This window comes from Klebsiella sp. 18074, from assembly GCF_902705905.1.
Classification (GTDB): domain Bacteria; phylum Pseudomonadota; class Gammaproteobacteria; order Enterobacterales; family Enterobacteriaceae; genus Klebsiella; species Klebsiella terrigena.
In genome coordinates, this window is the sequence record NZ_CACSIS010000020.1 from 21,461 (window position 1) to 46,273 (window position 24,813).

General features: G+C 57.5%; 23 protein-coding genes and 1 riboswitch. Of the genes, 13 read left to right on the top strand and 10 right to left on the bottom strand.

Features of this window, described 5'->3' with window-relative positions; all coding sequences use genetic code 11:
* The first annotated feature begins 436 nt into the window (after nt 1-436).
* Entirely contained in the window at nt 437-1,306 is an 870-nt protein-coding gene (gene rluF, locus GVK32_RS18995) for a 23S rRNA pseudouridine(2604) synthase RluF (RefSeq protein ID WP_041143577.1), read from the top strand.
* Here rluF and GVK32_RS19000 read toward each other — a convergent pair.
* The 3 genes from GVK32_RS19000 to lysC form a co-directional block, all read right to left on the bottom strand.
* Nucleotides 1,303-1,575 (bottom strand): DUF3811 domain-containing protein, encoded by a 273-nt coding sequence (locus GVK32_RS19000; RefSeq protein WP_041143578.1) that lies wholly within the window; start codon nt 1,573-1,575, stop codon nt 1,303-1,305. The genes rluF and GVK32_RS19000 overlap by 4 nt on opposite strands.
* Before the next feature lie 145 nt (nt 1,576-1,720).
* Nucleotides 1,721-2,644, bottom strand: a complete 924-nt coding sequence (gene panS, locus GVK32_RS19005) for a ketopantoate/pantoate/pantothenate transporter PanS (protein WP_159871740.1) — start codon at nt 2,642-2,644, stop codon at nt 1,721-1,723.
* 144 nt (nt 2,645-2,788) lie between these two features.
* Nucleotides 2,789-4,138 (bottom strand): lysine-sensitive aspartokinase 3, encoded by a 1,350-nt coding sequence (lysC, locus tag GVK32_RS19010; protein WP_159871743.1) that lies wholly within the window; start codon nt 4,136-4,138, stop codon nt 2,789-2,791.
* Between the two features lie 173 nt (nt 4,139-4,311).
* Nucleotides 4,312-4,543: riboswitch (Lysine riboswitch) on the bottom strand.
* 466 nt (nt 4,544-5,009) lie between these two features.
* Here lysC and pgi point away from each other — a divergent pair.
* On the top strand, nt 5,010-6,659 hold the full coding sequence (pgi, locus tag GVK32_RS19015; protein WP_041147502.1) for a glucose-6-phosphate isomerase: 1,650 nt from the start codon (nt 5,010-5,012) through the stop codon (nt 6,657-6,659).
* Nucleotides 6,660-6,703: 44 nt separating this feature from the next.
* Here pgi and GVK32_RS19020 read toward each other — a convergent pair whose 3' ends face one another.
* Together GVK32_RS19020 and GVK32_RS19025 are read right to left on the bottom strand one after the other, a co-directional pair.
* Nucleotides 6,704-7,162 (bottom strand): acyltransferase, encoded by a 459-nt coding sequence (locus GVK32_RS19020; RefSeq protein WP_041143581.1) that lies wholly within the window; start codon nt 7,160-7,162, stop codon nt 6,704-6,706.
* Nucleotides 7,162-7,680: a GNAT family N-acetyltransferase gene (locus GVK32_RS19025; RefSeq protein WP_159871746.1), complete on the bottom strand. Its 519-nt coding sequence runs from the start codon at nt 7,678-7,680 to the stop codon at nt 7,162-7,164. The genes GVK32_RS19020 and GVK32_RS19025 overlap by 1 nt, the downstream gene beginning before the upstream one ends.
* 146 nt (nt 7,681-7,826) lie before the next feature.
* Between GVK32_RS19025 and psiE the strand changes: the two genes are divergently transcribed.
* Nucleotides 7,827-8,237 (top strand): phosphate-starvation-inducible protein PsiE, encoded by a 411-nt coding sequence (gene psiE / locus GVK32_RS19030; RefSeq protein WP_041143583.1) that lies wholly within the window; start codon nt 7,827-7,829, stop codon nt 8,235-8,237.
* Nucleotides 8,238-8,425: 188 nt separating this feature from the next.
* Here the strand turns inward: psiE and malG are convergent, their stop codons facing one another.
* The 3 genes from malG to malE form a co-directional block, all read right to left on the bottom strand.
* The gene (malG, locus tag GVK32_RS19035) at nt 8,426-9,316 is read right to left on the bottom strand and encodes a maltose ABC transporter permease MalG (protein WP_041143584.1); all 891 of its coding nucleotides are present in this window, start codon (nt 9,314-9,316) and stop codon (nt 8,426-8,428) included.
* Nucleotides 9,317-9,472: 156 nt separating this feature from the next.
* On the bottom strand, nt 9,473-11,017 hold the full coding sequence (gene malF / locus GVK32_RS19040) for a maltose ABC transporter permease MalF (protein ID WP_159871749.1): 1,545 nt from the start codon (nt 11,015-11,017) through the stop codon (nt 9,473-9,475).
* Between the two features lie 186 nt (nt 11,018-11,203).
* Nucleotides 11,204-12,394, bottom strand: coding sequence for a maltose/maltodextrin ABC transporter substrate-binding protein MalE (gene malE, locus GVK32_RS19045; protein ID WP_159871752.1), 1,191 nt, complete (start codon nt 12,392-12,394; stop codon nt 11,204-11,206).
* A 369-nt stretch (nt 12,395-12,763) separates the two neighbouring features.
* Here malE and malK point away from each other — a divergent pair, with 369 nt between their 5' ends.
* From malK to ubiA, 5 genes are all read left to right on the top strand, one after another.
* Nucleotides 12,764-13,873, top strand: a complete 1,110-nt coding sequence (gene malK, locus GVK32_RS19050; protein WP_159871755.1) for a maltose/maltodextrin ABC transporter ATP-binding protein MalK — start codon at nt 12,764-12,766, stop codon at nt 13,871-13,873.
* 98 nt (nt 13,874-13,971) lie between these two features.
* Nucleotides 13,972-15,282, top strand: a complete 1,311-nt coding sequence (locus tag GVK32_RS19055; protein ID WP_159871758.1) for a maltoporin — start codon at nt 13,972-13,974, stop codon at nt 15,280-15,282.
* Between the two features lie 108 nt (nt 15,283-15,390).
* Entirely contained in the window at nt 15,391-16,347 is a 957-nt protein-coding gene (gene malM, locus GVK32_RS19060) for a maltose operon protein MalM (protein WP_159871761.1), read from the top strand.
* 187 nt (nt 16,348-16,534) lie between these two features.
* Nucleotides 16,535-17,032 carry a chorismate lyase gene (gene ubiC / locus GVK32_RS19065; protein WP_159871764.1) on the top strand — a complete coding sequence of 166 codons (498 nt, stop codon included), beginning with the start codon at nt 16,535-16,537 and terminating at the stop codon, nt 17,030-17,032.
* A gap of 12 nt (nt 17,033-17,044) precedes the next feature.
* The gene (gene ubiA / locus GVK32_RS19070; protein WP_159871767.1) at nt 17,045-17,914 is read left to right on the top strand and encodes a 4-hydroxybenzoate octaprenyltransferase; all 870 of its coding nucleotides are present in this window, start codon (nt 17,045-17,047) and stop codon (nt 17,912-17,914) included.
* Between the two features lie 64 nt (nt 17,915-17,978).
* Here ubiA and plsB read toward each other — a convergent pair whose 3' ends face one another.
* Complete coding sequence (plsB, locus tag GVK32_RS19075; protein ID WP_159871770.1) at nt 17,979-20,402, bottom strand: glycerol-3-phosphate 1-O-acyltransferase PlsB; 2,424 nt, start codon at nt 20,400-20,402, stop codon at nt 17,979-17,981.
* Nucleotides 20,403-20,531: 129 nt separating this feature from the next.
* Here plsB and GVK32_RS19080 point away from each other — a divergent pair, with 129 nt between their 5' ends.
* From GVK32_RS19080 to GVK32_RS19095, 4 genes are all read left to right on the top strand, one after another.
* Nucleotides 20,532-20,900: a diacylglycerol kinase gene (locus GVK32_RS19080; protein WP_123710005.1), complete on the top strand. Its 369-nt coding sequence runs from the start codon at nt 20,532-20,534 to the stop codon at nt 20,898-20,900.
* 262 nt (nt 20,901-21,162) lie between these two features.
* Nucleotides 21,163-21,771, top strand: coding sequence for a transcriptional repressor LexA (gene lexA, locus GVK32_RS19085; protein ID WP_123710004.1), 609 nt, complete (start codon nt 21,163-21,165; stop codon nt 21,769-21,771).
* Nucleotides 21,772-21,838: 67 nt separating this feature from the next.
* Entirely contained in the window at nt 21,839-23,155 is a 1,317-nt protein-coding gene (gene dinF, locus GVK32_RS19090; RefSeq protein ID WP_159871773.1) for an MATE family efflux transporter DinF, read from the top strand.
* A 126-nt stretch (nt 23,156-23,281) separates the two neighbouring features.
* Entirely contained in the window at nt 23,282-23,491 is a 210-nt protein-coding gene (locus GVK32_RS19095) for a CsbD family protein (protein WP_041143596.1), read from the top strand.
* Nucleotides 23,492-23,597: 106 nt separating this feature from the next.
* Here the strand turns inward: GVK32_RS19095 and zur are convergent, their stop codons facing one another.
* Nucleotides 23,598-24,113 (bottom strand): zinc uptake transcriptional repressor Zur, encoded by a 516-nt coding sequence (gene zur / locus GVK32_RS19100; RefSeq protein ID WP_041143597.1) that lies wholly within the window; start codon nt 24,111-24,113, stop codon nt 23,598-23,600.
* Nucleotides 24,114-24,227: 114 nt separating this feature from the next.
* Here zur and GVK32_RS19105 point away from each other — a divergent pair, with 114 nt between their 5' ends.
* On the top strand, nt 24,228-24,716 hold the full coding sequence (locus tag GVK32_RS19105; protein WP_159871776.1) for a cupin domain-containing protein: 489 nt from the start codon (nt 24,228-24,230) through the stop codon (nt 24,714-24,716).
* The last annotated feature ends 97 nt before the right edge of the window (nt 24,717-24,813 follow it).

The window sequence follows — 24,813 nt, forward strand, 5'->3', positions numbered from 1 at the left end:
TGTTGCTGCCTTGATCTGATATAACCCCATCAGCGGCCGACCACAAAGCAATTTTCCCCCATTTCATTGCGCTATGCCGGACGTTTATATTGCACATTTGATTATCAGCCCGCCGGCTGACGGCACCTTTGTGCCAGATTGCCTAATCGCTTGATTCTGTTTATTTTCGCCGGACAAAGTTGCAGAAGGTTCCACGGGACACTTTTGTGTCGAAAGACGCGGCAGATCACATTTAGCGCCACGGCGCCGGCGCGTGATTATTTTCGATTGCCCGCCGGCTGAGGTATATTTCTCGTTTTACACATAAAAGCATTCAAGTTTTATCGAGGCGGCAGGAGAGCGAGCGCCCGGGAGCATAGCAATCTATGTGGCCGGGATGCGTGAGCGTGGCCAATACGGAGACAACTTGAAGGATGAAGTGTTTTTAGGAGACGTTATGCTGCCCGACTCATCAACCCGACTCAATAAATACATCAGTGAAAGCGGCATTTGCTCGCGTCGCGAGGCGGATCGCTACATTGAACAAGGCAACGTTTTCATCAACGGCAAGCGTGCGACCATTGGCGATCAGGTTGCCCCTGGCGATGTCGTGAAGGTTAACGGCCAGCTGATTGAGCCGCGTGAGGCGGAAGATCTGGTGTTTATCGCGCTGAATAAACCGGTGGGGATCGTCAGCACCACCGAGGACAGCGAGCGCGACAACATCGTCGATTTTGTGAACCACAGCAAGCGCGTTTTCCCGATCGGCCGACTGGATAAAGACTCTCAGGGGCTGATCTTCCTGACCAACCATGGCGATCTGGTGAATAAGATCCTACGCGCCGGTAACGATCACGAAAAAGAGTACCTGGTGACCGTCGATAAGCCGGTTACCGACGAGTTCGTGCGCGGACTGGGGGCGGGCGTACCGATTCTCGGCACGGTGACAAAGAAGTGCAAGGTGAGAAAAGAAGCGCCGTTCGTCTTCCGCATTACCCTGGTTCAGGGACTTAACCGGCAGATTCGCCGGATGTGCGAACACTTTGGCTACGAGGTCATGAAGCTTGAGCGCACGCGGATTATGAATATCGGCCTGTCGGGATTACCCCTCGGCGAGTGGCGTGACCTGACGGACGATGAGCTGGTTGCGTTGTTTAAGCTGATTGAGAACTCCTCCTCTGAGGCCAAACCGAAGGCGAAAGCGAAGCCGAAAACGGCGGGCATCAAGCGCCCGGTGGTGAACGTGGAAAAGAGCAGCGAGAAAGGACGCCCGGCGGCAAACGGCAAACGTTTTAACCAGCCGGGACGTAAAAAGAAGGGGCGTTAGCGCCTGCCGCGCGTCGGCGTGCTCGCCGACCAGGAGAATGACGCGTCGCTGTCGGGTTTATAGGCCTGCTTTTTCTTTAACTGGCGGGCCTTTTTGGCCTCAGCTTCGCGCAGCACCATCAGCTTATCGATGTACTCTTTTTTTACGGCGTTGGTTTCTGCGTTAGTCAGCAGACGGCCGTGCGCGATTCTCGCCCGGTCAAGCAGCGTTTTCAGCTCGCGCTGCTCGCGCTCGGTCATATCTTGTTGCGTAATGCGGGGAAGTGCCATAGTAGAACCCTCAGTCAGCCGATAATTCAGTGTACGGCAATACCGGGTTGACTGACAGTCTGGATACCGCGCTAAGCGCAGTGAGGACGGGAAAACGCCCGGCCAGGCGCGGTGAGCGGCCTGTCCGGGCGGTGAAGGCAGGGCGCTACTTCGCTTTCTTCTCGGTGGGTTTAGCGGACCAGTAGCCGGCCAACAGCGACCCGGAAAGGTTGTGCCAGACCGAGAACAGCGCGCCGGGCAGGGCGGCAAGGGGGCCGAAGTAGATTTTCCCCAGCGCCGCTGCCAGTCCTGAGTTTTGCATCCCCACCTCAATGGCCAGCGTGCGGCAGGTCGACTCATCAAAGCCAAACAGACGCCCGCCCCAGTAGCCACTGAGCAGCCCGATGGCGTTATGCAGGATCACCGCGACAATCACCACCAGGCCCACGGAGGCAATGTGCGAAGCGGAGCCGGCGACGACGGCGCTGATGATCGCCAGAATGCAGAGCATGGAAAACGCGGGCAGGAACGGCTCGACCGCTTTGACCACCTTCGGCAGCAGGTGGTGAATAACCAGCCCCAGCGCAATCGGGATAACTACGATTTGCAGGATGCTGAGCAGCATACCCGCCACATCGACCTGAATATGCGCATCGACGTACAGGCGCGTCAGCAGCGGCGTTGCCACCACGCCAACCAGCGTGGAGACGGAAGAGATGGTGACCGAGAGCGCCACATCGCCTTTCGCCAGGTAGATCATTACGTTAGACGCCGTTCCGCTGGCAACGCTGCCCACCAGCACCATCCCGGCCGACAGCTCCGGTGGCATACGGAACAGCAGCGCCAGCGCCCAGGCGGCGAGCGGCATCACCAGGTAGTGCAGAAAAATCCCCGCCGCAACCGGCGCCGGGCGCGACAGCACGCGCTTAAAATCTTCCAGCTTCAGGTGGACGCCCATCCCGAACATGATGAGCATCAGCAGGGTGGTGACCCAGGGGCCGATGGGGGTAAAGGTGCCCGGCGTGTAATAGGCCAGAACGGAGAGCAGCAGCGCCCAGAGCGGGAACAGCCGTGTCAGCATAGCGAGCATGTTGGTTTCCTTGCAATTGGCTCGTCATCTTCCAGGCCGGCTGTGCCCGCTGCCCGAACGATGGCGAGTAGGTTGTGTTGATATAGTTATAAAAAAGCCGGGTTCGAGCCCGGCTATAGGTAATATTTATCGCGTGGAGGAATATTATTCAAACAAATTATGATGCAGCTTCTGCACGACCTTCTCAGCATCGACGCCCGGCACCAGGAAGCAGAGGTTATGGCTGGATGCGCCGTAGCAGATCATGCGAATGTTGAACGGCTCCAGCACGCCGAAGACCTCTTTGCCGACGCCGCAGGCGCGCGAAAGATCGTTGCCGATCAGGGCGACCAGCGCCAGATCCTGCTCTACCTCTACGCGACACAGGGAGGAGAGCTCGGTGAGCAGCGCCTGGGTGAGCAGGGTATCGGTGGCGGAGGTTGAGCCGGTGGTGTCCATGGTCAGGGCAATGCTGACTTCTGAGGTGGTGATCAGATCCACGGAGATATTATGGCGCGCCAGAATACCGAACACTTCGGCGAGGAAGCCGCGGGAGTGCAGCATATTCAGGCTGTGCAGGGTCAGCAGGGTCTGGCGACGGCGCAGCGCCAGCGCGCGGAACAGCGGCGGATGTTCGGTTTTATTGCACACCAGGGTGCCGCCGGCTTTCGGCTCTTTGCTGGAGCCAACGAAGACCGGTATATCGCTACGCACCGCGGGAAGCAGCGTCGCCGGATGCAGCACCTTGGCACCAAACGTCGCCATTTCGGCGGCTTCAGCAAAGGCGATAACGTCGATCCGTTTTGCCGCCGAGGCAACGCGCGGGTCGGTGGTGTAGATGCCCGGGACGTCGGTCCAGATATCGACGCGGCTGGCGCTAAGGGCTTCACCCAGCAGGGCGGCGGTGTAATCACTGCCTCCGCGACCGAGGGTGGTGGTGCGGCCTTTGGCTTCGCTACCGATAAAGCCCTGGGTGACGACCAGACCTTCGGCAAGGCGCGGCGTCAGCTGCAGCTGGGTTAGCTCAGCCAGGGCGGCGATATCGGGCTCGGCGCGGCCAAAGCGATCGCTGGTGCGCATCACTTTACGGACGTCAAACCACTGGGCGGCAATGCCGCGCTCGCGCAGGATTTCGACAAACAGCAGGGTGGACATCAGTTCGCCGTGGCTAACCAGCTCATCGGTCAGCGCCGTCGAGCATGCCAGCGCCGCGGCTTCCGCCAGGGTGGTGATGTTCTCCAGCAGACGCTCGATCTCTTCGCGGATCACGTTGGGATAGCGCAGGCGTTCGAGAATATTGAACTGGATCTGGCGCAGCGCCTCAAGCTTATCGAAACGCTCGGTGGGTTCCAGCCCGTCGGCTAACGCAACCAGAAGATTGGTTACACCCGCAGAGGCAGACAGCACCACTACACGAGTGTTTTCATCAATCATCGCAACGTCAACGCTACGATTCATGGCATCGAAATCGGCAACGCTGGTGCCGCCGAATTTGGCTACAACTAAATCTGTCATAACAACCTCGTGTCAGGGGGGCCTGACTTATTAAAACGATTCCTGATTGGGTTTGGGCTGGACACAACCTAACAGTCATAAAATGTCTTAATAAGCCAGGCCAAATTATTCAGCCATGGCACAAGGGAAGAGCGAAAAACAGGGTGGGCGCAGAGGGATAAACAGCTACGATGTCACCCAGAAGTGCTCCACCTTGTAGACCCGTTCCCCGACCTTTGCGTCAGTTCCTGAGTATGAAACGCCCGACTGCGAACGTTTCTGGTGACAACCCAGGGGATTCAGCCCCTGTGGCCGGTGATGAACGTACCAGACGCTCTTTCACCTCGGCGTTGCTCCCCCTCACGTATTTTCCCCGGACTGGTTCCTCCAATACGGTTACCTGGGCAACGCACCTCTTCTGGCAATTACCGACGTCTTTCACTTTGCCTGGGGGCGCTGGTCATGATCCCCCCTGCAATACCCTTTCGCTGTAGCGTGAAATGCGCGAGCAATACATACCTCGTTATATGCAGGCAGTGCAGCTATATAAAGGCTTCAGAGGGAGTATGTCAACGCTGCGGTTATGCGGATTTTTCATGCGCGGGCGATTAACAGCAAAAAGCCTTATGATGAGCCCGGCCGCACTCCGGCGGGCCGCCGCCCGGTGACCGAGAGTCCGCCGCTCTGCCCGGCGCCCGTGGGCGGATCCCCCCGCGCGCTGGTGCGGGACGTTTTTCCCGCATTTATGTCTATACTGGTAGTGGTTTTTTACCCTGATCTGACCCTGTTCCTGACGCGCGTCAACGGCATAACACAAAAATCATCACAATTTTTTGCCTCCGGCGCTACAATCGACCGCAGTCACAATTCTCAAATCAGAAGAGTATTGCTCATGAAAAACATCAACCCAACGCAGACATCTGCCTGGCAGGCGCTACAGAAACACTTTGATGAAATGAAAGACGTCACTATCAGCGAGCTTTTCGCTAACGATAGCGATCGTTTTACTAAGTTTTCCGCAACGTTCGACGATCTGATGCTGGTGGATTTCTCCAAAAACCGCATTACCGAAGAGACGCTGGCGAAACTGCAGGATCTGGCCAAAGAGACCGATCTGGCAGGCGCCATCAAATCGATGTTCTCCGGCGAGAAAATCAACCGCACCGAAGACCGTGCCGTGCTGCACGTCGCGCTGCGCAACCGGAGCAATACCCCAATCATCGTTGACGGCAAAGATGTGATGCCGGAAGTCAACGCGGTGCTGGAGAAGATGAAAACCTTCTCTGAAGCCATCATCTCCGGCAGCTGGAAAGGCTATACCGGCAAGGCGATTACCGACGTGGTTAACATCGGTATCGGCGGCTCCGACCTCGGTCCGTTTATGGTGACCGAAGCGCTGCGTCCGTACAAAAATCACCTCAATATGCACTTTGTTTCCAACGTCGACGGCACCCACATTGCGGAAGTGCTGAAAGGCGTGAACCCGGAAACGACGCTGTTCCTGGTGGCATCAAAAACTTTTACCACTCAGGAAACGATGACCAACGCCCACAGCGCACGCGACTGGTTCCTGGCAACGGCTGGCGATGACAAACACGTGGCGAAACACTTCGCGGCGCTCTCCACCAACGGTAAAGCGGTGGGCGAGTTTGGTATCGACACCGCCAACATGTTTGAATTCTGGGATTGGGTTGGCGGCCGATACTCTCTGTGGTCCGCGATCGGCCTGTCGATCATCCTCTCCGTTGGTTTTGACAACTTCGTTGAGCTGCTGTCCGGCGCGCACGCGATGGATAAACACTTCTCCACCACGCCGGCGGAGCAAAACCTGCCGGTGCTGCTGGCGCTGATCGGGATCTGGTACAACAACTTCTTCGGCGCAGAAACCGAAGCGATTCTGCCGTACGACCAGTATATGCACCGCTTTGCAGCCTATTTCCAGCAGGGCAACATGGAATCTAACGGCAAATACGTTGACCGCAGCGGTAACGCCGTGGACTACCAGACTGGCCCGATTATCTGGGGTGAGCCGGGTACCAACGGCCAGCATGCGTTCTACCAGCTGATCCACCAGGGAACCAAAATGGTGCCGTGCGATTTCATCGCGCCTGCGGTAACGCACAACCCGCTCTCTGACCATCATCCGAAGCTGCTGTCCAACTTCTTCGCGCAGACTGAAGCGCTGGCGTTCGGCAAGGCGCGTGACGTGGTTGAGCAGGAGTATCGCGATCAGGGTAAAGATCCGGCAACGCTGGATCACGTGGTGCCGTTCAAAGTCTTCGAAGGTAACCGCCCGACTAACTCGATCCTGCTGCGTGAAATCACCCCGTTCAGCCTCGGCGCGCTGATTGCGCTGTATGAGCATAAGATCTTCACCCAGGGCGCGATCCTCAACATCTTCACCTTCGACCAGTGGGGCGTTGAGCTGGGTAAACAGCTGGCTAACCGCATTCTGCCGGAGCTGAAAGATGGCGCGGATGTCAGCAGCCACGATAGCTCGACCAACGGTCTGATTAACCGCTATAAATCCTGGCGCGCGTAATCAGCGTTAATCCGCTTCAATGCCGGCCTCAGGGCCGGTATTTTTTATGGCAGACGGCGCAATAATTTCGCCGGATTTCCCGCCCACACGCCTTTCTCGGTAATCGACCGGGTGACCACGCTGCCCGCACCAATCACCGCACCATCGCAGATGCTGACCGCCAGAATGGTTGCTCCGCTACCGATAGAGACGTCGTTGCCCACCACGATTCTTCCCCAGCTCTCGCGATCGGCGTTGGGCTTACCGTCGCGAAACATATCGTTGGCAAACATCACCCCGTGGCCGATAAAACAGCGCTCGCCGAGCGTCACGTACTCGCAGATAAAGGTATGGGACTGGATTTTGGTGTCCGCGCCAACCGACGTATTGCCCTGAATCTCGACGAAAGGGCCGACGAAGACGTTATCGCCGAGGCGACAGTCGTACAGGTTAGCGGGCTGGTAGATCACCACATTTTCACCGCTTTCGACGTTGCGAACGCCGGTATCACGAAGCGTAGGCATCATTCCTCTCCGATCCGTTTGGCCAGAATATGGAGGGTGCTTTGCTGGGTGGCGGAGCGAAAGACGGTGTCTTTAAGATGCCGCATGCCCTGGCGCTCATAGAAGCGCCGGGCGCCGCTATTGGCGGCCAGCACCTCCAGCCACAGCCAGCGCTCGCCCTCAGCTTTAGCCCGCGCTTCGATGGCGCTAAAAAGCCGTTCGCCGTAGCGATGCCCCGTTTCGCCGGGCAGCAGATAGAGCTTATGCAGCAGCGTGCCCTGCGGGCCATCGGGTTCAATCTGCTGGCGATGCGCGTATTTGGCGAATCCTACCGGGCGCTGCGCTTCGGCAATCAGCCAGCGGCAGTTTGTCTCGGCCAGGCTGCGCTGCAAGGCTTCGGCGGCATACTCCTGCTGGAGAAAGTGCTCCAGCTCGCTGGCGCTGTGCCAGAGGTGGGTGAAGTGGTGGCGATAGCTGGCGTTGCCCATTTCACCGAGCAGGGTTGCGTCCTCCCGCTGTGCCGTACGTATTGTCAGCATGGTTGTCTCCTTTTTAACCCGCCAGTGTGGCAAGTGATTGTTACATTTGGCGCAACGGACGCAAAAAATTAACGAATAATATCGATCTGGGTCACGTTTTTGCGTTATACAGATCGCCAGGAACAATGAATATAAGAGGTATGAATATGCCGTCGGTCTATCGTCCGCTGGTGAGTTTTGTTGCGAAGGCCATGCAGGCCGTTCTGAATCTGGCGCTGCTGTGCCTGGGCGTGATTCTGGTGGTCTTTCTCGGCAAGGAGACCTTCCATCTGGCGCACGTGCTGTTTACCCCGGAGCCGGTGAGCAAGTACAAGCTGGTGGAAGGGCTGGTGGTCTATTTTCTCTATTTCGAGTTTATCGCGCTGATTGTGAAATACTTTGAGTCGGGCTTTCACTTCCCGCTGCGCTATTTCGTCTACATCGGTATTACCGCGATTGTGCGCCTGATTATCGTCGACCACGAGTCGCCGATGGCGGTGCTGATCTACTCCGCGGCGATCCTGCTGCTGGTGATTACGCTGTGGCTGTGCAACTCCAACCGCCTGAAACGCGAATAAAAAAAAGCGGCCTCCAGGGCCGCTGACCAACAGTCACAAATTTAATTTATGTAGGGTCCAGTTGAGGATAGCAGTGGCATTTGCCTTACTTTTCAGCTGAGGGCGGTAGTTGCCGTACCCGGTTGGGGTTCGTGTACAGCAACTAAGTCACCGTCCCTCCTCTGAAATTTGGGGCGGGTGTATCAAACTTAACCTTTCACTCCTCCCGCCGTCAGGCCGTTCACCAGCCAGCGCTGCGCCAGCAGGAAGACCACGGTAATCGGGATAGCGGAGAGCACCGCCGCCGCGGCGAAGTCGCCCCACAGGTAGTTCTGCGGGTTGAGGTACTGCTGCATGCCAACCGCCAGGGTATAGCTGTTCACATCGCGCAGCAGCAGGGACGCAACCGGGACTTCGGTAATTGCGGCGATAAACGACAGAATAAAGACCACCGCCAGAATTGGCACCGACAGCGGCAGCAGAACCAGACGGAAGGCCTGCCACGGCGTCGCGCCGTCCAGCGCGGCCGCTTCTTCCAGCGAACCGTCGATGGTTTCGAAGTAGCCTTTAATGGTCCAGACGTGCAGCGCGATGCCGCCCATATAGGCGAAGATAACGCCGCCGTGGGTGTTGAGGCCGACAAACGGCAGATACTGGCCGAGGCGGTCAAACAAGGCGTACAGGGCAACCAGCGACAGCACCGCTGGGAACATCTGAAAAATCAGCATCCCTTTCAACAGGGTAGCCTTGCCAGGGAAGCGCATGCGGGCGAAAGCGTAGGCGCAGGTAGTGGAGAGCGCCACGATACCGATGGCGGTGATCCCGGCAACCTTCACCGAGTTCCACAGCCACAGCAGAACCGGGAACGGCGGCGGCGTTACGCGGCCGTCCGCATGCTCAACGCTAAAGCCGAGCGCCAGACGCCAGTGTTCCCAGGAGATCTGATCCGGGATCAGGCTGCCGGTGGCGAAGTTACCTTCGCGCAGGGAGATGGCGATAACCATCAGCAGCGGGAACATAATCGCCGCGATAAAAATGAGCAGCAGGAGGTGCGTGGTGAAGAGACGCAGCTTCTGAGATTTAGGTTGTACCATAGCCATAATATTTTTATTCCCCTTGATACTGCTCCAGGCTATCTCGCTTGCCATTTTGAACTCGGGCAGTGCTCATCATCCTCACGTACTACGCGTACGCTCCGGTTCTTGCGCGCTGGCCGAGCCCAAACTGGCTGCGCCAATGACGCCTGGCCATTCCAGTTAGTCAAATTTCATTCGTGTGGCTTTCAGGTTAACAATCGCCAGCACGCCTACCAGCAGGAAGATCAGCGTAGCGATAGCCGCCGCGAGGCCGAAGTCCTGACCGCCGCCGCCTTCGAAGGCGATGCGGTAGGTGTAGCTCACCAGCAGGTCGGTATAGCCGGCCGGCGTGGTGGTGCCGAGGCGATCCGGACCGCCGTTGGTTAACAGCTGAATCAGTACGAAGTTGTTAAAGTTAAAGGCGAAGCTGGCGATCATCAGCGGCGTAAGCGGCTTGATCAGCAGCGGCAGCGTAATTTTAAAGAAGTTCTGGAACGGACCGGCGCCGTCCATTGCCGACGCTTCGTACAGGTCGTCAGGAATAGCTTTCAGCAGGCCCATGCACAGAATCATCATGTACGGGTAGCCCAGCCAGGTGTTGACGATAACGATCATCGAACGCGCGGTGGTCGGGTCGCTAAACCAGGCCGGCTTGATGCCGAACAGCGCGCTGAGCATCATGTTGATCTCACCGAAGCTCTGGTTGAACAGCCCTTTGAAAATCAGAATCGAGATAAACGACGGTACGGCGTAGGGCAGAATCAGCAGGATGCGGTAAATCGCTTTTCCTTTCAGGGACTCCCACTGTACGAGGCAGGCGAGGATCATGCCCACCGCGACGGTCAGAATCACGGTCAGAATCGAGAAGACTACCGTCCAGACGAAGATGGCGAAGAACGGCTTCTGGATCCCTTCATCGGTAAAGACGCGGGTGAAGTTATCCCAGCCAATGCTCACGGTGTAGCCCGGGCTGAGCTTCTCGCTGCTCCAGCTGCCGTCGGCGTTGATGGACTGATAGAAGCCGACTTTGTTGTTCGGCCGGTATTTGATGCCGCTCTGGTTGTTGGTCAGCTCGCCGTCGGCCGCCAGCGTATACAGCGGCTGGGTGCCGGAGAATTGACGCAGTGAGCTCATGATGACCTTGCTGTCGTCAGGCAGCACGGCGGTCAGCTGGTTCAGCGCGGTACGGTTCTGGGTGATCGCGCGCAGGTTGGCGCGCTCGCCTTCCGGCTGCGCATCGGCTTCTTTCAGGGCCAGCTTCTGCTCGCCGCCGAGCTTAAAGGCGTCGGAAACGTAATTTTTGCCGCTGTCGCCATCGGTCAGCGCCAGCTTCCACTCATCTCCCGCCGGGTACAGCGAGAAGTTGTAGGCTTTGCCAGCCTGGAAGGAGCGGTCCATCAGCACTTCCTGAGCGCGCTCGAAGGTCAGCTGGTTGGTGCTGCTGTAGTTGGTGAAGGCAATAGCAATGGTGCAGATCAGCGGAAACAGGACGAACAGCCCCATCCCGGCGAGACCCGGATAGACATAGCGCCAGGCATAGGCCTTGCGATTGGAAAAGATATACAGGCCAGCCGAGCTTAAAATCAGCGTCAGGATGGCAAACAGGTACTCCCCCTGGGCGTACATCAAAACAACAAGGTAACCCACCAGCAGGCACAGCAAGCCAATCGCAGACCATGTCAGCTGCGGGCTTTGCCACCAGTGTTTCTTTTTAACGACATCCATGGGGATCATCCTCTTTACACTTTATCCTTCGCGCTACCTCTTTGTTGGCTGCGGATGCGCACCCCAGTCACTTACTTATGTAAGCTCCTGGGGATTTGCATTCTTGTCGCCTCGATGTAGCGCGAATGATTTCGTGTAACAACGTATTCAATAAACCTTATTTCCTAAGAAATAAGGGAAACCGTATTACTTGGTGATGCGAGCCTGTGCATCTTTCAGCGCGGCATCGACGGTCTGACGACCGCTAGCTGCGTTGATAACCGCAGTACGTACGGCATACCAGAAAGCGGACATCTGCGGAACGTTCGGCATGATTTCGCCTTTCTGGGCGTTCGCCATGGTGGCGGCGATACGCGGATCTTTTTCCAGTTTCTCCTGGAAGGATTTCAGCGCCACGGCGCCCAGCGGTTTATCCTTGTTCACTTCATCCAGACCCTGATCGGTCAGCAGGTAGTTTTCGAGGAACTCTTTCGCCAGCTCTTTGTTCGGGCTGGCGGCGTTGATACCGGCGCTCAGAACGCCAACGAATGGTTTAGACGCTTTACCTTTGAAGGTTGGCAGCAGCGTCACGCCGTAGTTGATTTTGCTCTTATCGATGTTCGCCCACGCCCACGGACCGTTGATGGTCATCGCGGTATCGCCCTTGTTGAAGGCCGCTTCAGCGATGGAGTAATCGGTATCAGCATTCATGTGCTTGTTCTTGATCAGATCGACCAGGAAGGTCAGACCCGCTTTCGCGCCAGCGCTGTTCACGCCGACGTCTTTCACATCATATTTGCCGTTTTCAAGCTTGAACGCGTAGCCACCGTCGGCGGCGATCAGCGGCCAGGTGAAGTACGGTTCCTGCAGGTTGAACATCAGCGCGCTCTTACCTTTCGCCTTCAGCGTTTTATCCAGCGCCGGGATCTCTTCCCAGGTTTTCGGCGGATTCGGAACCAGGTCTTTGTTGTAAATCAGCGACAGCGCTTCAACCGCGATTGGGTAAGCGATCAGCTTGCCGTTATAGCGTACCGCGTCCCAGGTGAACGGATAGAGTTTGTCCTGGAAAGCTTTGTCCGGGGCGATCTCGGCCAGCAGGCCGGACTGCGCGTAGCCGCCGAAGCGGTCGTGTGCCCAGAAGATAATGTCCGGGCCATCGCCGGTTGCCGCAACCTGCGGGAATTTCTCTTCCAGCTTATCCGGGTGCTCGATGGAGACCTTAATCCCGGTGTCTTTTTCAAACTTTTTTCCCACTTCAGCGAGGCCGTTATAGCCCTTGTCGCCGTTAATCCAGATTACCAGCTTACCTTCTTCAATTTTGGCGAGGGCAGAGGCGGAAAACATCATCGTGGTCAGTGCTGACAGCGCGAGGATGCGGGCGCCGGTTTTGATTTTCATATACCAGTCCTTTTTGGTGATGTGCTCGTGGATACACTTAGGTGGCTTAACGGTGATGAGTTTCCTTTTTTAACAACCCCTTTCCATCCTCCCCATGTCTACGCCCCACCCGTGGTTTGTGTGATCTGGCTTGCAGAAATGCCGGTATTGGGGCGTGGAGCACATAAAAAGGAGACTATTTTTGCAACCTGTGTCACGAAATTGACTTTGGCGCGCCATCCCCCGCAGTGAGAGGCAATCTCTCATCCTCCCGTCTCCTCCCCCATAAAAAAGCCGGGGGTGGAGGATTTACCAGGTTAATGAATGCCGCATAGTCAGCCCATCTTGAATGTGTCTTTAAGTGACAGGTTGTAACGAAGGGAGATGGGCATGGCGAGCGTACAGCTGCGAAATATAACGAAAGCCTGGGGAGACGTGGTGGTATCGAAAGATATCAATCTCGACATCCAGGAAGGGGAGTTCGTGGTGTTTGTCGGGCCATCGGGCTGCGGCAAATCTACCCTGCTGCGTATGATCGCCGGGCTGGAAACCATAACCAGCGGTGATTTGTTTATCGGCGAAACCCGGATGAACGACATCCCACCCGCAGAACGCGGCATCGGCATGGTCTTCCAGTCTTACGCGCTCTACCCTCATCTCTCCGTCGCGGAAAATATGTCTTTCGGCCTGAAGCTGGCCGGCGCCAAAAAAGATGTGATCAACCAGCGCGTCACTCAGGTGGCTGAGGTGCTGCAGCTGGCGCACCTGCTTGAGCGTAAGCCGAAGGCGCTTTCCGGCGGCCAGCGTCAGCGCGTGGCTATCGGTCGTACCCTGGTGGCGGAGCCTCGCGTCTTCCTGCTGGATGAACCGCTTTCAAACCTCGATGCCGCACTGCGCGTGCAGATGCGTATCGAGATTTCCCGTCTGCATAAGCGCCTTGGGCGCACGATGATCTACGTGACCCACGATCAGGTCGAGGCGATGACCCTCGCTGACAAAATCGTGGTACTGGATGCCGGTCGCGTCGCGCAGGTCGGGAAACCGCTTGAGCTGTATCACTACCCGGCCGATCGCTTCGTCGCAGGCTTTATTGGCTCGCCGAAGATGAACTTCCTGCCGGTTAAAGTCACCGCTACCGCCATTGAACAGGTGCAGGTGGAACTGCCTAACCGCCAGCAAATCTGGCTGCCGGTGGACAGCGCCCGCGTTCAGGTCGGCGCGAATATGTCCTTAGGGATTCGCCCGGAACATCTGCTGCCCAGCGATATCGCTGACGTCACCCTCGAAGGTGTGATTCAGGTGGTGGAACAGCTTGGCAACGAAACACAAATTCATATCCAGATCCCCGCCATCCGTCAAAACCTGGTCTACCGCCAGAACGACGTGGTGTTGGTAAAAGAGGGAGCCACATTCGCCATCGGCTTGCCGCCGGAGCGTTGCCATTTATTCCGTGAGGATGGCACCGCTTGTCGTCGGCTGCATCAAGAGCCGGGCGTGTAAGGCTTCCCATTAAAAAAAACGTGCACCCTGGAGCGCCGAAAAACAGGCGCAACAACAGGCGAAGCGTTCAAAGAAAAGCAATGATCTCAGGAGATAGAATGATGATTACTCTGCGCAAACTTCCACTGGCGGTAGCCGTTGCGGCAGGCGTTATGTCTGCTCAGGCGATGGCCGTCGATTTCCACGGCTATGCTCGTTCCGGTATCGGCTGGACCGGCAGCGGCGGTGAACAGCAGTGCTTCCAGGCAACCGGTGCTCAAAGTAAATACCGTCTTGGTAACGAATGTGAAACCTATGCGGAATTAAAACTGGGCCAGGAAGTATGGAAAGAAGGTGATAAGAGCTTCTACTTCGATACCAACGTCGCGTACTCCGTATCGCAGCAGAATGACTGGGAATCAACCAGCCCGGCATTCCGTGAAGCCAACGTGCAGGGTAAAAACCTGATCGACTGGCTGCCAGGTTCCACCATCTGGGCCGGTAAGCGTTTCTACCAGCGTCATGACGTTCACATGATCGACTTCTACTACTGGGATATTTCAGGTCCTGGTGCGGGTATCGAAAACATCGATCTGGGCTTCGGTAAGCTGTCTATGGCGGCAACCCGTTCTTCTGAGTCCGGCGGTTCTGCCACCTTCGCTGACCGCGATGCGCAGGGTAACCGTATTTATGACAACATCGTGCCGAACGACGTCTTCGACGTGCGTTTAGCCGGTATGGAAATCAACCCGGGCGGTACTCTGGAACTGGGTGTTGACTACGGTCACACCAACATTCCAGACGACTACTACCTGCAGCCGGACGCCTCGAAAGATGGCTGGATGCTGACTGCTGAACACACGCAAAGCATGCTGAAAGGCTACAACAAGTTTGTACTGCAGTACGCAACCGACGCGATGACCTCCAACGGTAAAGGCATTCCGCAGGGCGGCAGCATCGATAACGATGGCTCCATGTGGCGTGTGCTGGACCACGGCGCGATCTCCCTGGCTGACGATTGGGATCTGATGTACGTCGGTATGTATCAGGATATTGACCGCGACAACAACAACGGTACCCAGTGGTGGACCGTCGGCGTACGTCCTATGTACAAATGGACGCCGATCATGAGCACCCTGATGGAAGTCGGCTACGACAACGTCAAATCTCAGCGTACCGGCGATCGTAACAGCCAGTACAAAATCACCCTGGCACAGCAGTGGCAGGCTGGCGACAGCATCTGGTCGCGTCCGGCAATCCGCGTATTCGCAACCTACGCCAAGTGGGATGAGAAATGGGGCTACGCGGACGGTGACTCCGGTACTGGCTACAGCTCCGGCGTGGCGTATAACGACACCTCTGCGAAGACCTTCAGCCGTGGCGATAACGACGAGTGGACCTTCGGTGCCCAGATGGAAATCTGGTGGTAATCCTGCCTGACCTGTCATGACCAAAAGAGGGGCGCAAGCCCCTCTATGTTTAGGCCCAGCGGGCTATTGCCTGGCTACCGCTCGGCCATCGGAATTGAGGTGATAACAATGAAAATGAAGAAAAGTCTCGTTGCCCTCTGCCTGTCCGCCGGCCTGCTGGCCAGCGTACCCGCAGTCAGTTTTGCCGATGTGAACTTTGTGCCGCAGAATACCGCTGCCGCACCGACGATCCCCGCCTCCGCGCTACAGCAGTTAACCTGGACGCCGGTCGATCAGTCAAAATCTCAGGTCACCAATCTCGCGACGGCAGGACAGTCGCTGAATATTCCCGGCATCACCGGGCCGGTCGCCGCCTATAGCGTTCCGGCGAACATCGGTGAGCTGACCATTACCCTGACCAGCGAAGTGAACAAGCAGACCAGCGTTTTTGCGCCGAACGTGCTGATTCTTGACCAGAATATGACGCCATCTGCGTACTTCCCCAGCAGCTACTTTACCTACCTCGAGCCGGGCGTAATGAGCTCAGATCGCCTCGAAGGGGTGATGCGTCTGACGCCGGCGCTGGGCCAGCAAAAGATTTACGTCCTGGTCTTTACCACGCCGCAGGATCTGCAGCAGACCACCAAATTAATCGACCCGGCGAAGGCCTACGCCAAAGGTACGGGTAACGCGGTACCGGATATTCCGGACCCGATTGCCAAACATACCACCGAAGGTACCCTGGGTCTGAAGGTGAAAACCTCTTCCGGCTCCAGCGTGCTGGTTGGCCCGCTGTTTGGCTCCTCCGGCCCGGGTCCGGTTACCGTCGGCAATACGGCCGCGCCGGTATACAGCGCGCCGGCCGCCGCTCCGGTCGTTGCTCCGGTCGTTGCTCCGGTCGCCGCACCGGCGGCGAAGAGCGAGCCGATGCTGGACGATACGGAAACCTACTTTAACAACGGCATCAAGCAGGCGGTTGCGAAAGGTGATATCGACAAAGCCCTCAAATTGATGAACGAAGCCGAGCGCCTCGGCTCGAAATCTGCCCGTTCCACCTTTATCAGCAGTGTAAAAGGCAAGGGGTGATCGTCTCCCCACAATGCTGATGTTTAGGCACAGCCTTTAGGTGCGTCCGCCTGGACGCACCTTTTTTTCTCGCGCGCGGCTGCTGTTGCATGGCTGTTGCGCGGAAGATCGTATCTTGATGTTTGCCCGCCCCGATCGGCCTATTCTGCGATACAATGCCTCCACGTTATGTATCGGAGAATCAGGCATGTCACATCCTGCGCTTACGCAACTGCGTGCGCTGCGCTATTTTGCCGCTATGCCCCCGCTCGAACCCGCGCTGCGCGACTGGCTGCTGCTGGAAGACTCAATGACCAAACGTTTTGAGCAGCAGGGGAAAAAGGTTAGCGTTATGCTGGTCAACGAAGCGTTCGTTGGACGTGAAGCGCTGGTTGGCGAAGAAGCGCTGCTGCCGGATGAAGCGCGTTACTGGCTGCGGGAAATTATTCTCTGCGCCGATAATGAACCCTGGCTGGCCGGGCGCACTCTCGTTCCGGAATCGACGCTGAGTGGTCCCGAACTGGCGCTGCAGCAGCTTGGACAGACGCCGCTGGGCCGCTATTTGTTCACGTCTTCGACGTTAACCCGTGATTTTATTGAAATTGGGCGTTATGCGGAGCTCTGGGGGCGTCGTTCCCGCCTTCGGCTGAGCGGTAAACCGCTGCTGCTGACAGAACTGTTTCTGCCGGCATCGCCGCTGTATTAAGAGGAAGAGAAAATGGAGTGGAGTCTGACGCAGAATAAGCTGTTGGCGTTTCATCGCCTGATGCGTACTGACAAGCCGATCGGCGCGCTGCTGCTGCTGTGGCCGACGCTGTGGGCGCTATGGGTAGCAACGCCGGGTATCCCGCCGCTGTGGATTCTGGCCGTTTTTGTCGCCGGCGTGTGGCTGATGCGCGCCGCCGGCTGCGTGGTCAACGACTATGCCGATCGTAAGTTTGACGGTCACGTTAAACGCACCGCGCGTCGCCCGCTGCCCAGCGGCGACGTGACGGAGAAAGAGGCCCGGGCGCTGTTTGCCGTGCTGGTGGTGCTCTCGTTCCTGCTGGTGCTGACCCTCAATACCATGACCATTCTGCTGTCGGTGGCGGGGCTGGCGCTGGCGTGGGTCTATCCATTTATGAAGCGCTACACCCACCTGCCGCAGGTGGTGCTCGGCGCGGCGTTTGGCTGGTCGATTCCGATGGCCTTTTCCGCGGTGAGCGAATCGCTGCCGCTGAGCTGCTGGCTGATGTTCCTCGCCAACATTCTGTGGGCGGTGGCCTACGATACCCAGTATGCGATGGTAGACCGGGACGATGACCTTAAAATAGGCATCAAATCAACGGCGATTTTGTTCGGTGAAAACGACCGCCTGATTATCGGCATGCTGCAGATCGCGGTGCTGGTCTTAATGGGGGCGGTAGGCTGGCTGAACGGCCTGGGCTGGGAATATTACTGGTCGCTGTTTATCGCGGCGGGGCTGTTTTTCTGGCAGCAGAAGCTGATTTTCCGTCGTGAACGCGACGACTGCTTCAAAGCGTTTTTAAACAATAACTACGTTGGGCTGGTGCTGTTCCTCGGCCTGGCGATGGGCTACATGGCGTAGTTTCCCCAGTCTTCGTTATAACTCCCCGGCCTGCGATGCGCAGGGCCGGGGCAGGTCTCAGGCGCTACGCTTCATCCTGCGCGGCGCTTTCAATCGTCAGGCGCACATCCGAGGTAATCAGGTTCGCCAGCATCTGGTAAACCTTCAGCGTCTCTTCCGGCTCGGCGTCGCCGGTATCGCTAATGTAGCCTTCGTCACGCAGCGTCAGTACCAGCGTACTGAATACCGCCTTATCGAAGAACTCCGGCGCGTTGATACCGTGCAGAACCGACAGGCGCTGGGCCATCGTACGGCTCTCTTTCTCCAGCGAACTGCGGTTAATCGAAGGATTTGCGCTCAGCAGCCAGAAGGTGATGGCGTAGCGCTGGAGCGTTTCACGCGCGCCGGCGGCCAGCAGTTGCAGCAGGCGGGAGTGCGACGGGTTGATGCTTATCTCATCATCGCTCAGCACCAGCAGGCCCTGGCGCTGCATCTCAGCGGTCAGCGCATCGATAACGCTCGCCAGCTCCTCTTTTTCCCAGCGCAGGAACAGCTCGGCCTTCAGCAGCGGATAGAACATCTCGACGTGACGCAGCACCTCCGCGCGGGTGATCCGCCGATGCTGGGTCACAATCGCCGCCAGCAGCGAAGGCATCATCAGCATATGAGCAATGTTGTTGCGGTAGTAGGTCATCAGCACCGCCTGCTCGCGCGGCAGAATAATGATGTCGCCGATGGTGTCCTTCTCGACCTCGAACTTATTCATCTTCAGCGCGTGGTCAATCAGCTCGCTGGCGGAAGCCGGCGGCGTGGTCGCGTCCGGAGAGTAGGGCACGTTACGCAGCAGATCGAGATAGCACTCCAGCTGCTGGGTCAGCTGCTCGCGGGTCAGCGAACGCTGGCGCGATGCCAGCAGCGCGGTACAGCACAGGTTCATGGCGTTTGCCGCGCCGGCGTTGTTGATGCGGACCATCAGATCGGCGGCGATGCTATTTACCGTCGGCGTCAGCCAGGACGGGCGAATGGCTTCGATAGGATCGATAGATTCGCGCCACTCCGGCACGTGCTGGTTGAGCCAGGTCATCAGCGGCAGCGGTTCGCCGAAGTTAACGTACCCCTGGCCGAGGTTACGCAGCTTGCTCAGGCCGCGCAGCATCTGCGGCAGGCTCTCTTTCTCTTTCGTCGCGCCGCGCAGCTCTTTGGCGTAGGTTCCGACTTCCATCACGTGCTCGTAGCCGATGTAGATAGGAACCAGCGTGATTGGCCGGGTGCCGCCGCGCAGCATCGCCTGAATAGTCATCGACAGGGTGCCGGTTTTCGGGTCCAGCAGGCGCCCGGTACGGGAGCGTCCGCCCTCGACGAAGTACTCCACCGAGTAGCCGCGGCTGAACAGCTCGCCAAGATATTCGCGGAATACCGTTGAGTAGAGCTTGTTGCCCTTAAACGTACGGCGAATAAAGAACGCGCCGCCGCGGCGGAAAATCGGCCCTGCCGGCCAGAAGTTGAGGTTGATGCCGGCGGCGATATGCGGCGGTACCAGCCCCTGGTGGTAGAGCACGTAGGAGAGCAGCAGGTAGTCCATATGGCTACGGTGGCACGGAACGTAAACGATCTCGTGCCCTTCGTGCGCCAACTGCCGCACGCGCTCGGCGTTGTGAACGTTAATGCCCTGATACAGACGGTTCCAGGTAAAGCCCAGCACGCGGTCGGTCAGGCGAATCATCTCGTAGGAGAAGTTTGCGGCGATCTCTTCCATCAGCGCGATCGCATTTTGCTGCGCCTTCTCGTGGGAGATTTTCTTACTGCGGGCTTCGTCTTCCACCGCGCGGGCGATGGCTTTTGACGCCAGCAGCTTGTTGAACAGATCCTGACGGGCGGGCAGGCGCGGACCGACGGCGGCCAGGCGCTGGCGGGCGAAGTGCATACGCGCCACGCGGGCCAGCTTCTGGGCGATGGTTTTGTCGGTTCCGTGCTCGGACGCCATTCGGCGTAGCGACACCGGCGGCGAGAAGCGCACGAAGCTGTCGCGGCCCAGCCACAGCACTGCGAAGAATTTCTGAATACCATTAAGCATGCGCAGCGGCGGATTGAGCTCGCCTTTTTCGCGCCCGGGCGCACGGCCAAACATCACCGACACCGGCACCATTTGCACATCGAGGTCAGGGTGGTTGCGGTGCAGATCCAGGTAGTCGTGGAACAGCTTGATGGACTCTTCTTTCGGCGTGTAGTAGGTAAATACGCGCGGGCCGCCGTGGATAAAGACGTAGCGGGGCAGCAGGGTGCCGTCGATTTCGAGCGGCTCGAGCGGATCGGCTAAATCATGCTCCAGGCACTGCGCGCGCAGCGTCAGCAGGTCTGCCTTCGAGTTATAGGGCAGAACGTACATAATCGGACGCGAGGTATCCAGTCCTAATTCCTGAGCAGGCTCTGCGGGAATAGACTTGCTTTTTACCAGCAGCCGTAATGGTAAATTAAGTAATTTATAGTAAATTCGTTGCCAGCCGGACATAAACGATGTGAAGCCTCTGGTTAATCATGCAAATGCGCGGCAAGAATAACAGAAAGTGCGCAAAATTTCCGTCGCCACGCGGCAAACGCGTACACTCATTGACGTCATTTACATAAAAAGGTTCTTTTGATGGCCAATAATACCACCGGGTTAACCCGAATCATTAAAGCTGCAGGGTATTCCTGGAAAGGTTTTCGTGCGGCATGGATAAATGAGGCCGCCTTTCGTCAGGAAGGTATCGCCACCGTTATTGCCATTGCGATCGCCTGCTGGTTGGATGTTGACGCCGTTACGCGCGTGCTGCTGATAGGCTCGGTTATGTTAGTGATGATAGTCGAAATTCTTAATAGCGCGATTGAGGCGGTGGTGGACCGGATTGGCTCCGAGCACCATGAGCTTTCCGGACGGGCGAAGGATATGGGCTCGGCGGCGGTATTTCTGGCGATCGCCATCGCGCTGATCGTCTGGGTTACGCTGCTGTGGTCGCACTATCGCTAAGCGCCGCTAGCATCAGGCTATGTGGTTTGCCGCCCACCGCCCCGGTTTAGCGTCCACGGGCCGGAGGCCGGCGAGCCTCCCTCCACGCATTTTTCTGTCCCGCGTGGAGCCGCAGCGCCTCACCACTATCCCTTCTGCGTTAACCTGCTCCGGCGGGCATCAAAACAAAAGAATCTCCTGATTTATGTGTGAAATTTGATTCCAAAATCACCGTTAGCTGTATATACTCACAGCATAACTGTATATACACCCAGGGGGCGGAATGAAAGCGTTAACGACCAGGCAGCAAGAGGTGTTTGATCTCATCAGGGATCATATCAGCCAGACGGGCATGCCGCCGACGCGTGCGGAAATTGCTCAGCGCTTGGGGTTCCGTTCCCCAAACGCGGCGGAAGAACATCTGAAAGCGCTGGCGCGTAAAGGCGCAATCGAGATCGTTTCCGGTGCCTCCCGCGGTATTCGTCTGCTGACTGAAGAAGAGCCCGGCCTGCCGCTGATTGGCCGCGTAGCTGCCGGTGAGCCGCTGCTGGCGCAGCAGCACATCGAAGGCCACTTCCAGGTCGACCCGGCAATGTTCAAGCCGAGCGCCGACTTCCTGCTGCGCGTCAGCGGTATGTCGATGAAAGACATTGGTATTCTGGACGGTGATCTGCTGGCGGTACACAAAACGCAGGATGTGCGCAACGGGCAGGTTGTGGTCGCACGCATCGATGAAGAAGTGACGGTTAAACGCCTTAAAAAGCAGGGTAACGTCGTCGAACTTCTGCCGGAAAACAGCGAGTTTTCACCGATCGTGGTGAACCTACGCGAGCAAAGCTTTACCATTGAAGGTCTGGCCGTTGGCGTTATCCGCAACGGCGAGTGGCTGTAAGCGCCTTCTCTAACGCAGCATCGTCTGATGCATGATGCTGCGCTATCTCTTCGCTCGGGCTTTCCCCATGCTTTTTAATGCTGCTGATAAGGCCCTGTGGCGCCTGGCGCTACCGATGATTTTCTCCAATATCACCGTCCCGCTGCTGGGCCTGGTAGATACTGCCGTCATCGGCCATCTTGATAGTCCGGTTTACCTGGGCGGCGTGGCGGTCGGAGCGACGGCTACCAGCTTCCTGTTCATGCTGCTGCTCTTTCTGCGAATGAGTACCACCGGCCTGACGGCGCAGGCGTTTGGCGCAAAGGATCCCGTTCGCCTGGCGCGCGCGCTGGTGCAGCCGCTTGGCCTGGCGCTGGCCGCCGGTCTGCTGATCGTTGTGTTTCGTATTCCGCTCATTAACCTCGCGCTGCATATCGTCGGCGGCAGCGAAGCGGTGCTGGAGCAGGCCCGGCGTTTCCTCGAGATCCGCTGGCTGAGCGCTCCGGCAGCGTTAGCTAACCTGGTGCTGCTGGGCTGGCTGCTGGGCGTCCAGTATGCCCGCGCGCCGGTGATCCTGCTGGTTGTCGGCAACCTGTTGAATATTGTCCTCGATCTGTGGCTGGTGATGGGCCTGCATATGAACGTGCAGGGCGCAGCGCTGGCGACGGTGAGCGCCGAATACGCCACCTTTATCATTGGCCTGCTGATGGCGAAACGCGTGCTGACGCTTCGCGGCGTGTCGTTCGCTATGCTCAAGGGCGCCTGGCGCGGCGATATCCGGCGGCTGCTGGCCCTCAACCGCGATATCATGCTGCGTTCGCTGCTGTTGCAGCTCTGCTTTGGCGCGGTGACCGTTTTCGGCGCGCGTCTGGGGGGCGATATCGTGGCGGTGAACGCCATTCTGATGACCATGCTAACCTTCACCGCCTATGCGCTGGACGGCTTTGCCTACGCCGTGGAGGCCCACTCCGGGCAGGCCTACGGCGCGCGCGACGGCAGCAAGCTTCTGGAGGTATGGCGGGCGGCCTGTCGACAGGCTGGCACGGTCGCGCTGGCGTTTGCGCTGGTTTACAGCGTGGCGGGCGAGCAGATTATCGCTCTGCTGACCTCGATACCCTCGCTCCAGCAGCTTGCCGACCGCTATCTGTGGTGGCAGATGATTCTGCCGACGATCGGCGTCTGGTGCTATCTGCTGGACGGGATGTTTATCGGCGCGACGCGCGGCAGCGAAATGCGTAACAGCATGGCGGTAGCCGCCGTGGGCTTTGCCTTAACCCTGCTGACGCTACCGGTGCTCGGTAACCACGGCCTGTGGCTGGCGCTGGCGGTGTTCCTGGCGCTGCGGGGCCTGTCGCTGGCGCTGATTTGGCGGCGGCACTGGCAGCGTGGAACCTGGTTTTCATAACGTGTTTTGTCGTAAAGATGGTTAAAGATTCCGAATAATAAAGTTAACCCAGAATTCTCATCTATAGTTAATCATACGTCCGGCACACAGCGGGCTGTTAACTCACCGAACGATGAGGATTGAATTATGAATAAAGACGAAATCGGCGGTAACTGGAAACAGTTAAAAGGTAAGGCGAAAGAGCAATGGGGCAAGCTTACCGACGATGATATGACCGTCATCGAGGGCAAGCGCGACCAGCTGGTCGGTAGAATCCAGGAGCGTTACGGCTACGCTAAAGATCAGGCAGAGAAAGAAGTGTCTGACTGGGAAACCAAAAATGACTATCGCTGGTAGCGATCGGACATAAAGCGTTAACCCTTTGTTTTAACGCATTGTTATTGCCTGCCCGAACGGTACAAGGATGTACGAAAATCCCCTGATTCCCGCTGCGGCTAACGCCTCAGCGGGCTTTCTTTTTAATCTGGATGGTGTGGTCGTGGTGGCAGTGCCCCGGCGTGTTGCAGGCTTCTACTTCGACGCAGCCCGCGCACAGGCCGTGCGCTTCAATCACGTTATGGCGCAGGGCGAAGCCCATTTTTGCCGCCAGCGTATGCATGATGTCCTCTACGCCTTCCGCGCACTCTTCTTTCACCACGCCGCAGCGATCGCAGATAAACATCGCTGAGCTATGGGTTGGCTGATCGAACAGATGGCACAGCACGTAGCTGTTGGTTGATTCCACCTTGTGCACGAAACCCTGCTCCAGCAGAAACTCCAGCGCCCGGTAGACCGTTGGCGGCTTGGCCTGCGGCTCTTTACCGCGCAGGAGATCGAGCAAATCGTAGGCGCTGATCGCCCCCTGCTGCAGACTCATCAGGCGCAACACTTCCAGGCGCTGCGGAGTCAGGCGCACGCCCCGCTGCGCGCAGAGCTTTTCAGCATGCGCTAACATTTCTTGCGAAGTGGACTTATCCATGAGCATCCTCTGGTTGCGTAACGATGAAGTTGTTACTTTATCACGATCCAGGCAAAACGCCGAGAACCCACGGTTTGTGCTATACCTGATGCATCTCATTTTCGGGAGAAAACGATGAAACGACCTGATTGTATTCGACATTGGCGCGAGCTGGAGGGGCCGGATGATGCCACCAATCCTGACAGCAACGAGCTCTTTTCCATCGGCGCGCCGCTGGCCCGAGGTTTACGGCTAAACCGGCTGGGGATCCATCATGAACGCCTGCTGCCTGGGCGTCGAACCTCTTATCCGCATGCGGAAAGCGATGAAGAAGAGTTTATCTACGTGCTGGAAGGGTATCCGGAAGTGTGGATAAACGGCTATCTGTGGAAGCTGGAGCCCGGGGATAGCGTTGGTTTTCCCGCCGGTACCGGGGTATGCCATACCTTCCTGAACAACACCGAAGAGGAGGTGTGCCTGCTGGTGGTCGGCGAAGCGAATAAAAAATTTAACCGGATCTACTATCCGCTTAACCCCAGCTACGCCGCGACGCGCCAGGATCGCTGGGTTGACCATCCACCGCAGTTCTTCGGTCCTCACGACGGCAAGCCGCGCAGGAAATAGCGTTTTTTCCACCCCGGGATATGGCCATTGGCGCTATGCGCCTGTGGTTTATCTTTGTGCTATAGTAGCGCCTCTTTTTACCCGGATGCCTGTTTAT